The organism is Nostoc sp. UCD121, assembly GCF_014222285.1.
GTDB lineage: Bacteria > Cyanobacteriota > Cyanobacteriia > Cyanobacteriales > Nostocaceae > Nostoc.
In genome coordinates, this window is sequence record NZ_JACKZS010000212.1 from 1 (window position 1) to 12,939 (window position 12,939).

Genomic DNA, 12,939 nt, shown 5'->3' on the forward strand with positions numbered 1-12,939 from the left:
GCTCCCCCACTCCCCACTTTCTAGTCCCCTTAAAAGTTGATAGCTGAATTATGGCGATAATCTCCTCGAAAAAACAGCCTCCAGAACCCAACGGAGAACCAAAGCAGCGTCGGGAGTCGACGAAAGCACCATCCACAGAAAATATTTTGAAGCCTGAAGCTGCTATTGATGAACAAGAACAACAGGAAGAAGGTATTCGGCCGCACCGATTTGCCGATTACATTGGACAAAAAGATTTAAAGGATGTGCTAGATATTGCCATCAAAGCAGCCAAGTCTCGTGGTGAGGTGCTGGATCACTTACTGCTGTATGGGCCGCCAGGATTGGGCAAAACCACAATGGCAATGATTTTAGCATCGGAAATGGGGGTAAATTACAAAATTACCAGTGCGCCAGCCCTAGAACGTCCACGAGATATTGTTGGGCTACTGGTGAACATGAAGCCAGGGGATATCTTATTTGTGGATGAAATTCATCGCCTCTCGCGGATGACGGAAGAAATTCTGTATCCAGCAATGGAAGATTATCGCTTAGATATTACTATTGGTAAAGGTTCTAGCGCTCGGATCAGAAGTTTGCCTCTATCAAAGTTTACCTTAGTGGGTGCTACAACTCGTGTCGGTGCTTTAACTTCACCACTGCGCGATCGCTTCGGTTTAATTCAAAAACTCCGATTTTACGAAGTCGACGAACTGACTCAAATTGTACTGCGAACCGCTCAATTACTCAAAACCCCTATTACAGAAGATGGTGCCACAGAAATTGCCCGTCGTTCACGCGGAACACCACGGATTGCAAATAGGCTACTAAAACGAGTGCGTGATTATGCGGAAGTAAAAATATCTGGAGAGATTAATGAAATTATCGCATCTGAGGCATTGCAACTATTCCAAGTAGATCCCTGCGGTTTAGATTGGACAGATCGCCAGATGCTAAGTGTGATAATTGAACAATTTAACGGCGGGCCAGTGGGGTTAGAAACAATGGCAGCAGCAACGGGTGAAGATACTCAAACAATTGAAGAGGTTTACGAACCTTACCTCATGCAGATTGGGTATTTAACTAGAACTCATCGCGGCAGGATGGCGACAAAGGCAGCATATAAGCATTTGGGATTCACGCCGCCTAATGAACAGTTGTCATTATTGTAATTATGGGAAATTGGGTATTGGGTATTGGGCATTGGGTATGGGGCATTGATACTCGTAAATGAGTCTTTGAACTCCATTAATGAGCCTTTGAACTCCATTCCTCTGCTCCATGCTCAATGACAAATGACAAATGACAAAGAACAAATTACGTAAACCTAGATGATTAAGTTGATTGGTATTTTTCTCAGTCTGTTACTTATATTTGGCTGGGCTACTCCAGTCATGGCACAATCTCAACCGCCCATTACTCAAGAACAGTTAAAACAAGGTGATGAGTGGGCAAATCAAGCCTTTGCAGCGACGAATCAAGGTGATTTTGCGACGGCTGAAACCTACTGGACAAAGATTATTGAACAATTTCCGACGAATGCGGGGGCGTGGAGTAACCGGGGAAATTCGCGGGTGAGCCAGAATAAGTTACAAGAGGCGATCGCAGATTATAACAAAGCGATAGAACTAGCGCCGAATGTCACCGATCCTTATTTGAATCGGGGGGCGGCATTGGAAGGAATGGGAAAATGGGATGATGCGATCGCAGATTATAATCATGTCTTAGAACTCGATCCTAAAGATGCGATGGCGTATAACAATCGCGGTAATGCCAAAACAGGTTTAGGAAAATGGGAAGATGCGATCGCAGACTACAAAAAATCCAATGAGATAGCCCCAAATTTTGCCTTCGCCCGTGCTAACTACGCCCTCGCTCTGTATGAAACAGGTCAAAAAGAGCAAGCAATCCGCGAAATGCGAAATATCGCCCGTAAATACTCCAAATTTGCTGATGTGCGTGCCGCCCTCACAGCTGCATATTGGGTAAATGGAGAACAAGGTGAAGCCGAAAGCAACTGGGTAGCAGCTTATGGACTTGATAGCCGCTATAAGGATATCGACTGGGTAAAAAATATCCGGCGTTGGCCTCCCAGCCTAGTTACAGCTTTGGATAAGTTCTTGAAAATCCAGTAATTAGCAAGTAAATCAAAAGGGGAAGCGGAGCAATCGCTCCGACCTGATTCTGAGATTTTTTACACTAAGTTAGTCTCAAGAACTCGCTGATTTTGCTGACGTTTTCCAGTTACCACCATTGGTACACCGCCGCCTGGTGCTAACAGGATGCTTTTGCGAACTGGTAGTACTGGCTTTGTATCAGCTAGTTTCATTTGCCAATCAGATAATACAGTTGCCAATACCAGTTTCATCTCAAACAGCGCAAATGCCATGCCAATACAGCGACGATTACCACCACCAAAGGGCAAATATTCAGATGGAGTAAATTGGCGTTCTAAAAAACGATCTGGTTGAAATTGCTTGGAATTGGGGTATAAATCTTCTCGATGATGGTTCAAATAAATACAAGGAACTAATATAGTACCAGGGTCAAATTTGTAGCCTGCAATTTCTAAAGGTGATTTAACTAATCGATTTAATCCCAACATCGCCACCGGATATAGACGCATTGTTTCTGAACAAACTGCATTCAAATAAGGTAATCGGAAAATGGCGTTTGGGTCTTTGTTATTACCCAGGCTATCCAGTTCTTGCAACAGTTTTTCAAGGACTTCAGGTTGATGATGAATCCAGTACAGTGCCCATGCCAAAGAACTAGCCGTAGTTTCATGACCTGCAATCAACAAAGTCATCAATTCATCACGTAATTCCAAGTCTGTCATCGGCTCACCTGCTTCATCACGAGCCGCCATCATTAAAGACAGAATATCACTTCGAGACTCATCAGCAAGCGATCGCCTCTCTTGAATTTCAGCATAGATGAGATCATCCATTTCCTGCCGCAAACATAGATAACTTCCCCAAGGACTGCGAGGCCCAAAATCTTGTCGTAATAATGGGAAAAACAGCATTATTGCCCGTACAACAGGTCTTTTTGGATTCAGGATAGCAATCAGTGTTTCTTTGAGTTTTTCATAACGAAGTCCGTCCTTTAGACCAAATACAGCCTTCAAAATCACCTGAAAGGAGATTTCTTGCATCGATGGCAAGACTGTAAAGCTTTCCCCGACTGGCCACTCACTAGTTACTTGCTTGGTGATTTTACAGATTAAATCACCATAAGCCTGCATTCTTTCCCCATGTAGAGGAGGTGTCAGCAGTTTACGCTGGCGCTGGTGAGGTTTTCCTTCTAAGGATAATAGAGAATTTGGCCCCAATAAAGGCGTTCCTGAACCTGCTGCGGCACCAGAATCTAACTGTTTTGGATCTGTGGTAAAAATCTGCTGAATTGCCTGGGGATTGCTAATGAAGACTTGAGGAGTAAAAACTGGGCCAATCCGAAGAGTGAAGATATCACCATAGCGTTTAGCACAGGCTTCCATATATTCTAAAGGATTAGTCAGCCACTGATACGTCTGTACCCAAGGGTGAGTTTGAGGGCCGTTAGGCAGTTTAAGTGCAGACATTTTTATTAATCTCCCAATGATTAAAGCAAGATTGTTATCAGTCAGTTATTTATGCACCCCTAGCTTGATTAAGCTTAGAACACAGATCAAGCAAATGAACTTACCAATTCTTGAATCTGCCTTGGGGTCAATTCTTGCACATTACGCAAAACTACAGATGCTCCTGCTACTAGCAATGTCTCGCTGTATGCATCACCACGCACTGCTGTTTCCTGTACATGGGGCGGTAAAACCCCTACACCAATCCAAGGGCGAGAAGAATCTAAACGCCGCGCTTTCTCGACGGTATACATATCAGCTACCGTATCCCCCACATATATTACAGCTAATCTTTCCTCAATTCCATTATCTAACTCACGAACTGTAGCGAAAAGTCCCGTAGGATCAGGTTTTCCTGGTGCATCTTCCATCGCAATTAATACTGGAGATTCCAAGCCCAAGCGTTTTTCTAATACATAGTTAGCGGAACCACGAGTTGCACCGCTGAAAAATCCCCAAGCAATTCCGGCTTGGGTAAGTTGTTCTAAATAGCTAGGTTGTAATAATAAGGGTTCATTACAGATATACCCTGTAAAATTATTTGGATCTGAGCCTCGGTAACGCGATTGAAAAAAAGCAACGATCGCACTGTAATCTAGTTGCAGTTGTTCTCGGCTCTGTTTTTGGGTTTCAAAGTAGCGGTAAATTAATTCCTGCGATGCTTCCCAATCGTTATTCCACACGCCTTCAGACTTCAATTGGTCAATATCCAATGGGGTTGGACGATATGCTTGGGTCGTAAAATATTCTACGGTATCTGCGATCGCCCGGCGATAGGAGCCGCTAACATCGCGCACAACACCATCAATATCGAAAATAGCGATCGCTTTTACAGAAGTTGGTTGAGTCATGAGTTAGGAAGCAAAAGAGTTTTAGATCATCATAATGCGCTCATGGCTCAGGTAAAAAATCGGGGTCAAGGGCTTGCTCTGGCGTGAAGGGAGATTTTTCTGGGAAGATAGCGATGTCTAATCCAGTTTCAATGACAGCCAGTCGTCTAGCGGTTTGATAGCTTTCGTCAAAAACCTGATCAAAGTAAGGTTTCAAACTCGGGCTTTCCTGAAGTGCCTTTTGGACTCGCCTGCGGTGTTCCAAAATTGTGTACTGCCAACTTTTTGAGCGCCTTTCAGTTTGAATCTGATATTTGAGCAGATGCATCAGCAACACTTCTAGATTGCTCTCCAACGCCCGCTTTTCACTTCTGCCCATCGTTTCAATTTCTTCAATCAAATTCTCTAAATCTAGTTCTGTGAGCCGACCTTGCTTGAGCAGTTCTGCTGTGGTTTGAATCCACAGGTAAAAATCTTGCTCATACAAATCTGAACCAGATGTTGTTTGAGATTGGGGCAGTTGGGCAGTCATAAGCATCTTTAGTTAGCGCCGACTAAACCTTATGGTAGACGATTCTCAATCACTGTTTGGTCATTTGATATAGTATTGCGTTAAAATAAGCGATCGCTATCCTAGTTCAGTAATGCCCGGAAATTCCCGGAGGTGTGATTGACCAAGTTTATTTTGAAAATTCTGTGGTTAGACGAAAACGTTGCTCTTGCAGTCGATCAAATTGTCGGCAAAGGCACAAGTCCCTTGACTAAGTACTTTTTTTGGCCCAGAAATGATGCCTGGGAAGAGTTAAAAAAGGAATTAGAGTCCAAACATTGGATTACTGATGTGGATCGTGTCGAGTTGCTTAATAAAGCGACAGAAGTGATTAACTACTGGCAAGAGGAAGGCAGAAACCGTCCAATGGCAGAAGCTCAATTGAAATTTCCAGAAGTTGCCTTCACAGGTAGCGCTTGATATTACAAAATTAGCTATTGTCCTGTTCTACAAGCTGCCACAGTTTGATAGTCTTATCTCGGCTGCCACTTGCAATTAATTGTCTAACTTTGCTCACAGCAACAGCAGATACTGAGTCTACATGACCAGAGAGAGTAACAATCTCTTCTGCTGTGCTTACTCTCCAAAGTTTAACTGTTTTGTCGCAACTTGCACTTAGGAGTGTTTCGCCATCGGCAGTAAAAGCCACAGCCACCACAGACCAAGAATGGCCTACAAGTGTGCAAATTAGCTGACCAGTGTTTACCTCCCACAATTTAATAGTGTTATCATCACTACCCGTCGCCAAAATTTTCCCATCGGGACTAAAAGCGACTGTCAAAACCGCCCATGCATGACCCGAAAGGGTGCCTAACAAGCTATAGCATGGGCGGTTTTGAATTTCTCTCTGGGAACCTTCTATCTGCCACAAGCGAATTGTTCTGTCATAACTTGCGCTAGCTAAAAGCTGTCCTTGGGGACTAAATGCTACTGAATTTACCTGTAATTGGTGTCCAGTTATGGTGCAAATTTCTGTGCCAGTATTTACATCCCAGAGTTTGATTGTCTTATCCCAGCTACCACTAGCGAGAATCTGCCCATCTGGACTGAAAGCAACTGATTTTACGGCGTGTGAATGTCCCAATAAAGTGCAGATTTCTTTTAATGTCTCAACCTGCCACAATTTGATAGTTTTATCATCGCTAGCAGTTGCCAAAATTTGACCATCAGGACTGAAGGCGACTGATTTTACCGCTTGGGAATGTCCTAATAAGCTAGCTAGGATTTTTTGAGTATTTAAATCCCACAATTTGACGATTTTATCATCACTAGCACTGGCTAAGGTATAGTCGTCAGGACTTATGGCAAGGGCATTCACACTACTCAATGTGCCAGAATGCCCAGTTAAGGTATGCAAGCATTGCCAAGGAGGGTTTGGTAATTTCAAATTTTGAGTTTTACATTCTATACCCATTGCTTGCATAACTTCATTAGCTAATTGAAAGCGGCGGTTAACAGAATTTTGCAGCAGCTTGTCGAGAATTTGCACCAGGCGATCACTTACCTTAGTAGTAAGATATTGTTGCCAAACCCAACAATCGTTAGCAATATCAAATAAATCAAAGGGAGGAATCTGGGTAAGTAAATAAATACAAGTTACACCCAAGCTATATAAGTCACTAGCAAAAACTGCTTTTCCTCTCGTTTGTTCTGGTGCAGAATATTCTGGACTGCCAATATTGGTTTCAGATGTTAGCCGATCGATTTCTGTGACAATTTTCGCAGTGCTAAAATCGACTATAACGAAATTCCCCTTCTTGGTAATTGGGGATCTACGGATGATATTTTGGGGTTTAATATCGCGGTGGATGATGTTGCGTAGGCGTAGCCCGTCGCAGGCATCGCTAATAAACTGCAAAACTGGCAAAACATCTTCTAACAGTTGCCAAATCTGAGTTTCATTAAAAGCACCTTCTTCCTCAACTACCTGAGCTAAATTAGTGCCTGCAATAAACTCCTGCACTAAATAAAAATGCCCGTTGTGCTGAAAATAAGCCAATAAAGCGGGAATTTGCGGATGCTTTCCTAATTCCTCTAGCTGTTGCGCCTTTTGCTGAAAATTTTTAAACGTCTCGTATTCCTGCGATAATTCTTGAACAACGCAAGGAATTGGCGGAAACTGACCCTCATCTACAGCGAGGAAGGTTTTACAGAATCTCCCTTTACCAATCCGCTTGATTAAACGATAACGTTCTTGTAAAAACAAAATTTCCTACCAAAATTACAGGGTAGGCATCTTGCCTACCCAAAGTAAAATATAACCATTTAAAATTGAGTTTCTCGTAGGGTAGCAAAGCTGTGCTACCCTACCGGATATTACTTATCCACTGGAAAATTCACAACTATCGGTGGAAGACCGTTATCTGTGGTTGGTTGTGTTTGGGTAACTACTGGTTGCGGATGCAAAGGTGTTGGTTTCAATTCACCTTTACCAGTTTGATTCCATAAAATCATGGATAGTAGCCCATCCACTAAACCGTTATTGCTACCGTTACTGCCAACTAAGACATCTGGAATTAAGCGGACATGGCGATCGCCTATAATCTGCATTAATTGCATTGCTGTATAACCTTGGGAACCCAAAGCTTCCACACCAGCGCGATAGGTTTCAGCTTTAGCGTTACCTGTGGCCCGAATACCTTCAGCCTCAGCAATTGCCCGGAGTTTTGTACCTTCGGCTTCACCGTTCGCCTGCTTAATTTGGGCTTGGGCTTTCAAGTCAGCAATATGTACACTCTGCTCTGATTTCACCATTTCTTGCTGGATATCAGCCAGCGCTGTTTCCCGGACAAGCTGCTGTCGTTGGGTTTGCGCCATCTGCTGGACTTCATAAGTCTTGCGTTCTTCTTCAGCAATCTTCCGGTCTGTCTGTGTCTGCATTAACGACGCTGGTGGCAGAATATCACCAATCAGAGTATCGATCGCTTGTACATCATAAGCCCGCAATGCTGTTTTAATATACTCAGCAGCCTCAGTTTGTCGCTCACTTCGAGCAGTCAGAAAATCTAATACAGTACAGTTTTGGGCTGAGTTACGGAAATAATTACCGATAGTTGGTTCTAATACATGGTCTACCAGATTTTGCATTGCACCAACGCGGGAAATTACCTTCGGAGCATCTAAAGCACCCACATGGATAATTTGTGCTACTTCCAAATCAAAGGCAAACCCATCACGCGATCGCACTGTCAAGGAAGCTAGTTGAGCATCATAGCTGTGGCGTTCAGTCCGACCTGACCAGTTTAAGACAATGTTGGTCGTTGGCACTAGTTCCATCTTCATAATCCGGGAATTAATCGGGTGTTTACCAGGGTATAGCGGTTCGACCCACACACCTTTATGTCCCTGATTTACCAAGTTACCGTGGGTGAAAGCTGCACCGCTGACATCTTGATGTGCCTTACCCACGAAAGAAATCACCACACCTACATACCCAATGGGAATTTCTGTCATCGGCACTTGTTCAACCTGGACAAACCAAGGATTCAAGTTCCAAGAACCAGAAAGCAAAGTCTGCTCTTGTAAACCTCGCCGTCCACCTCCATTAATAAATTTCTGACCATTTTGGAAGTTGTCGTGTCCGTCAATTATTGGGCCTGCGAGTTCACCAGCAGAAATTGGCACACCATCTAAGGTAGTGACGATGCCAACTTTGTCTGATGCCAGACTGTACACCCGCAAATGTTCTGGAGCCATGCCATGAGCGCTGGCATTTGATGCCATGATGACTTTAAACAGAGCAGTGTTAATCCTATATGTACCTGCGGTGAGAAAACCCATTTGCCGCCCTTTTTCACCACCTTCGGTGAGGAATTTTCGAGCATCTTGGAAGTTATCGCAACCCACGATTTTCCCCAAAATCCGCTCTGGTGGGTTGGATGCGCCATCAGCTGCCACAATCAAAGCGATTTCCCCTTGGGGGACGACAATTACCGATTCTTTCTTTACAGAATATTGCCAAGGCCAATAGCCCCAGTGCCAACCAGGAGCTAAAGTATCTGCCTGTAAGCCAGCTTCGCCGTTGAGGGCAATCAAACTGCCGGCGGGGAGTCCACGCCCAGAAAGGGTAAATTTCCTCACTACAATACCAACTTCACGTTCGCCAATGACTACAAGCCCCCCAAAGAATAGGGGGACGAATATGACGAAACCGCCGACAAGAAGGATAGGAACTAGTACAACAGGATCAATTCCAGCAGTTTGATATTGATTCCTGCTGATTGGTAACTGAGCAATATTTGGTGTAGTCTGATTTCGCTGGACTAATGCCGAAGTTATTTCTTTTGCAGTAGTTGTTTTAACAAAAGTAGCATTGGCAGAATGAATACCACCAGCGAGCGCTAACGTTGCTACGATAGAGGCCGCAAAACGAGCTACCTTATTTTGTTTACGAGTACCAAGCAAAGATGAAAAGCTTTTCATAATTTGTGCCCATTTGGGCAACTAATTAGCTAAGTTAACACTTCAGCATGGCTTGCCTCGATTTCTTAAACTTGACGTAATTTTTTTGAAAAATTAATAAATAACGGAGTGAGAATTCAGAATGGGCTACGCCCCGCTGCGCTAACAGAATTCAGAATACTCGATTCATATAGGGAGAAAGTTTAGCATTTATACAGAATTAATACTGAATTCTGGCTCCTGACTCCTGAATTCTTTTTAATAAATAATTTGTAGGTTGGACATTGCCCAACCTACAAAGTTGAAATAGAAAATTAAATTAGACCAAACCGCCAGCAGCTTGAAACCGAGCGCGGGCGCGTTTGAAAGCTTGATTTGCCTTGATTTGGGCTTGGCGATCGTCTGCTGAAACTTGAGTGAGTCCCGCTTCTGCTTGGTTGTAAGCAGCACGAGCTTCTTCAAGGTTAATTTTGTCGCCACGTTCAGCGCCGTTAACCAGAATTGTCACTTCATTTTCTTCGACTTCGGCAAAGCCACCCAAAAGAGCGATCGCTTCCCAACCCTGATTTTTCGCGGCACGGACTCGCATTACACCAGTATCCAGGGCGGTTAAAAGTGGTGCGTGTCCAGTGAGGATACCTAGTTGACCAGTTGTGCTAGGCAAAACTACTTCTTCTGCTGGAGCATCCCAGACTGTTTTATCTGGGGAAATTACACGAACGGTTAATGTCATTTGTCTTTTGTCCTTCGTCCTTCGTCCTACCCTACGGGAAGCCGCCCAAAGAGCGTCTATGTCCTTTGTCTTTTGTAATTGCCATTAGTCATTAGCAGTTGAACTAATGACCAATGACCAATGACAAATGACTAATGACTAACCTTTGATTTTTTCAGCTTTAGCGATCGCTTCGTTGATATCGCCAACCAAGTAGAAAGCCTGTTCTGGCAGAGCATCCAACTCACCAGACAGAATTTTTTGGAAGCCTTTGATGGTATCTTCCAACTTCACATACTTACCAGGAGAACCGGTAAATACTTCTGCTACAAAGAATGGCTGAGACAAGAAGCGCTCAACTTTCCGCGCCCGTGCCACGATTAGACGGTCTTCTTCAGACAATTCATCTAAACCGAGAATGGCGATAATGTCTTGGAGTTCTTTGTAACGTTGCAGAGTTGATTGCACCGCCCGCGCAGTATTGTAGTGTTCTTCACCGACAATGTTTGGTTGGAGCATGGTGGAAGTTGAACCAAGGGGGTCAACTGCGGGGTAAATTCCCTTAGCAGCCAAACCGCGAGACAGTACTGTGGTTCCGTCCAAGTGGGCGAAGGTAGTAGCAGGTGCGGGGTCTGTCAGGTCATCCGCAGGTACGTATACTGCTTGAATGGAGGTAATGGAACCCTCTGTAGTCGAGGTAATCCGCTCTTGCAGTTCACCTACGTCGGTTCCCAATGTGGGCTGATATCCTACCGCAGAAGGCATCCGACCCAATAGCGCGGATACTTCCGAACCTGCTTGTACAAACCGGAAGATATTATCAATAAACAGCAGCACGTCCTGCTTGTTCACATCCCGGAAGTACTCTGCTACTGTCAATCCCGAAAGACCAACCCGCATTCTAGCTCCAGGTGGTTCGTTCATTTGACCGTAGACTAGAGCAATTTTTGATTCGTTGAGGTTCTCGTTATTGATTACCCCAGACTCAATCATTTCATTGTAGAGGTCATTACCTTCACGGGTGCGCTCACCCACGCCAGCAAATACGGATACTCCACCATGCTGGGTAGCGATGTTGTTAATCAACTCCATCATGATTACGGTCTTACCAACACCAGCACCGCCGAATAGACCAATCTTACCGCCGCGTCGATAGGGAGTCAGAAGGTCAACAACTTTAATCCCAGTCTCAAACACCGAAGGTTTGGTTTCCAGATCGGTGAATTTAGGAGCAGAGCGGTGGATGGGTAAACTTGCCTCAGCATTTACTGGGCCCCTGTTATCCACAGGTTCGCCAAGGACGTTGAAAATCCGACCCAAAGTGGCTTTACCAACTGGCACGGTAATGGGAGCGCCTGTATCGCTGACTTCAAAACCGCGCACTAAGCCTTCGGTGGAACTCATCGCAACAGTCCGCACCTGGTTGTCGCCCAGCAGTTGCTGTACTTCAACGGTGATGTTGATTTCCTGCCCAGCTTCGTTGGTGCCTTTGATTTTCAAAGCGTTGTAGATTTGTGGCAATTTCCCGCCGGGAAATTTAACGTCTACAACTGGGCCAATGATTTGGGTAATGTAGCCAATGTTTGTTTTTTCTGCGGTTGTGACCATGCTGCGCCTAATGAGTGAAGCTATATTTCAGATAAGGTCGGAGAAGACATAAAATTAAGCAATGTCACCTTTCAGATTAGCACTGAACGCCCCCACCTTCGCCTTAAATTGATCATTAAGACTGGGGCTTGGGGATCAAGATTAGGGTAGGCAGTCAAACGGCTGAAGAGACTCAAAATCAAAAACTGCCGCATCTCGTAATACTAGACACAGCAGTAATCAAAGTAGATTAGTGATTTATTTATGCTTTAACTTAAGCTTTCTGTTGCTGTTTAAACTTTAAAAGAGAAGTAGCGCCGAAAGTAGCGAATGTCACTAAGCCTAACAAAGATCCAGGTTCGGGAACTGACTTACTTGCAGGGGTAAAGGAAAGATTGTCATACACAAAAAAACTTGCCGCTCCTGTTCCAGTGAGAACGACCTTGCTGACATCACCTAAAGATGAAGAAAAGTTCAACTGTCCCCATTCTCCGACTGCTGTATTAATTTTGCTTGTACCTAGGAGAAGGTTATTGATATCAAATGCTTGTACTTGGAAAGTATTAGACACAAATCCTCCAGAAGCGAAGATAGAGAAATCAATTATCGGGTCAGCAAAACTGATTGTTTCTGGATCTGTTGGTATACCACCGTTTGATAGGATGGCACCGCGATTGAACGCTAAAAAGTTAGCGCCACTGAGTGCATTAACTCCAAAATTGCCCAATTGATCTATTATTGAGCCACCACTTAGTTGACCTGGCCCACTAAAATTTACACCTAATGGTGCATACAAGTTAGTAAGGGCAGTGCTGTCAAAGAACAAAGATGGAGCATTTATCGGATTGCCATTGGCATCTGTGTCAAAGTTAATCAAGCCAGCTTCTGCTGTACTGACGGTTCCTAGAGTTATAAATGCTGTGCCGATGGTAGCTATTGATAATTTCCTTAAAGTTGAAGTAGCCATAAAGCTCATTTCTCCAAAAAAAGTGTGTGTTAACAATGGGTCTACTCTCAACTTTCTAAGCAAAGATTAAGAGCGAAATTGCACATAAGCATAAGCCTTACACGCGATAGGTGATGATTCAGACGCTTACAGCTAGCGATCGCACATCAACCACTAACAGTTAACAGTAATAATTAGACTAATGGCATGGTATTAGCTTGATTTCAGCTAAATCGTATAATTACGGTTATTATCGAGTATTAATAATTTAAAAAGCAGTAATATTATTTAGCTTCACGAACAATTTACAAT

11 protein-coding genes are annotated in these 12,939 nt (G+C 43.9%); 3 read left to right on the forward strand and 8 right to left on the reverse strand.

Translation table 11 applies throughout. The features are described 5' to 3' along the window. Positions 1-50 precede the first annotated feature (50 nt). A complete protein-coding gene (gene ruvB, locus GNF10_RS29835; RefSeq protein ID WP_185586018.1) occupies positions 51-1,151 on the forward strand; it encodes a Holliday junction branch migration DNA helicase RuvB in 1,101 nt (366 codons plus the stop codon). Positions 1,152-1,310: 159 nt separating this feature from the next. Next, positions 1,311-2,114 (forward strand): tetratricopeptide repeat protein, encoded by an 804-nt coding sequence (locus GNF10_RS29840; RefSeq protein ID WP_185586019.1) that lies wholly within the window; start codon positions 1,311-1,313, stop codon positions 2,112-2,114. Positions 2,115-2,173: 59 nt separating this feature from the next. Here the strand turns inward: GNF10_RS29840 and GNF10_RS29845 are convergent, their stop codons facing one another. From GNF10_RS29845 to GNF10_RS29855, 3 genes are all read right to left on the reverse strand, one after another. After that, positions 2,174-3,562 (reverse strand): cytochrome P450, encoded by a 1,389-nt coding sequence (locus GNF10_RS29845; protein ID WP_185586020.1) that lies wholly within the window; start codon positions 3,560-3,562, stop codon positions 2,174-2,176. Between the two features lie 86 nt (positions 3,563-3,648). Further along, positions 3,649-4,452, reverse strand: coding sequence for a TIGR01548 family HAD-type hydrolase (locus GNF10_RS29850; protein WP_185586021.1), 804 nt, complete (start codon positions 4,450-4,452; stop codon positions 3,649-3,651). Between the two features lie 40 nt (positions 4,453-4,492). Then, a complete protein-coding gene (locus GNF10_RS29855) occupies positions 4,493-4,963 on the reverse strand; it encodes a DUF29 domain-containing protein (protein WP_185586022.1) in 471 nt (156 codons plus the stop codon). A gap of 138 nt (positions 4,964-5,101) precedes the next feature. On the opposite strand from GNF10_RS29855, the gene GNF10_RS29860 reads away from it, so the two are divergent. Beyond that, positions 5,102-5,401: a 30S ribosomal protein PSRP-3 gene (locus GNF10_RS29860; protein ID WP_069071048.1), complete on the forward strand. Its 300-nt coding sequence runs from the start codon at positions 5,102-5,104 to the stop codon at positions 5,399-5,401. Positions 5,402-5,411: 10 nt separating this feature from the next. Here GNF10_RS29860 and GNF10_RS29865 read toward each other — a convergent pair whose 3' ends face one another. The 5 genes from GNF10_RS29865 to GNF10_RS29885 form a co-directional block, all read right to left on the reverse strand. Next, positions 5,412-7,187, reverse strand: coding sequence for a serine/threonine-protein kinase (locus tag GNF10_RS29865; RefSeq protein ID WP_185586023.1), 1,776 nt, complete (start codon positions 7,185-7,187; stop codon positions 5,412-5,414). Between the two features lie 110 nt (positions 7,188-7,297). Further along, positions 7,298-9,403, reverse strand: a complete 2,106-nt coding sequence (locus tag GNF10_RS29870; protein WP_185586024.1) for a flotillin family protein — start codon at positions 9,401-9,403, stop codon at positions 7,298-7,300. A 298-nt stretch (positions 9,404-9,701) separates the two neighbouring features. Next, positions 9,702-10,115 (reverse strand): ATP synthase F1 subunit epsilon, encoded by a 414-nt coding sequence (gene atpC / locus GNF10_RS29875; protein ID WP_114081955.1) that lies wholly within the window; start codon positions 10,113-10,115, stop codon positions 9,702-9,704. Between the two features lie 138 nt (positions 10,116-10,253). Further along, the gene (gene atpD, locus GNF10_RS29880; RefSeq protein WP_114081954.1) at positions 10,254-11,702 is read right to left on the reverse strand and encodes a F0F1 ATP synthase subunit beta; all 1,449 of its coding nucleotides are present in this window, start codon (positions 11,700-11,702) and stop codon (positions 10,254-10,256) included. A 253-nt stretch (positions 11,703-11,955) separates the two neighbouring features. Next, complete coding sequence (locus GNF10_RS29885) at positions 11,956-12,648, reverse strand: PEP-CTERM sorting domain-containing protein (protein ID WP_185586025.1); 693 nt, start codon at positions 12,646-12,648, stop codon at positions 11,956-11,958. Positions 12,649-12,939: the final 291 nt, after the last annotated feature.

Excerpts from the sequence above, each read along its gene's own strand:
- GNF10_RS29870 (WP_185586024.1), bottom strand. The coding sequence starts at position 9,403 with ATGAAAAGCTTTTCATCTTTGCTTGGTACTCGTAAACAAAATAAGGTA.
- atpD (WP_114081954.1), bottom strand. The coding sequence starts at position 11,702 with ATGGTCACAACCGCAGAAAAAACAAACATTGGCTACATTACCCAAATC.
- ruvB (WP_185586018.1), top strand. The coding sequence starts at position 51 with ATGGCGATAATCTCCTCGAAAAAACAGCCTCCAGAACCCAACGGAGAA.
- GNF10_RS29855 (WP_185586022.1), bottom strand. The coding sequence starts at position 4,963 with ATGACTGCCCAACTGCCCCAATCTCAAACAACATCTGGTTCAGATTTG.
- GNF10_RS29885 (WP_185586025.1), bottom strand. The coding sequence starts at position 12,648 with ATGGCTACTTCAACTTTAAGGAAATTATCAATAGCTACCATCGGCACA.
- atpC (WP_114081955.1), bottom strand. The coding sequence starts at position 10,115 with ATGACATTAACCGTTCGTGTAATTTCCCCAGATAAAACAGTCTGGGAT.
- GNF10_RS29840 (WP_185586019.1), top strand. The coding sequence starts at position 1,311 with ATGATTAAGTTGATTGGTATTTTTCTCAGTCTGTTACTTATATTTGGC.
- GNF10_RS29845 (WP_185586020.1), bottom strand. The coding sequence starts at position 3,562 with ATGTCTGCACTTAAACTGCCTAACGGCCCTCAAACTCACCCTTGGGTA.
- GNF10_RS29850 (WP_185586021.1), bottom strand. The coding sequence starts at position 4,452 with ATGACTCAACCAACTTCTGTAAAAGCGATCGCTATTTTCGATATTGAT.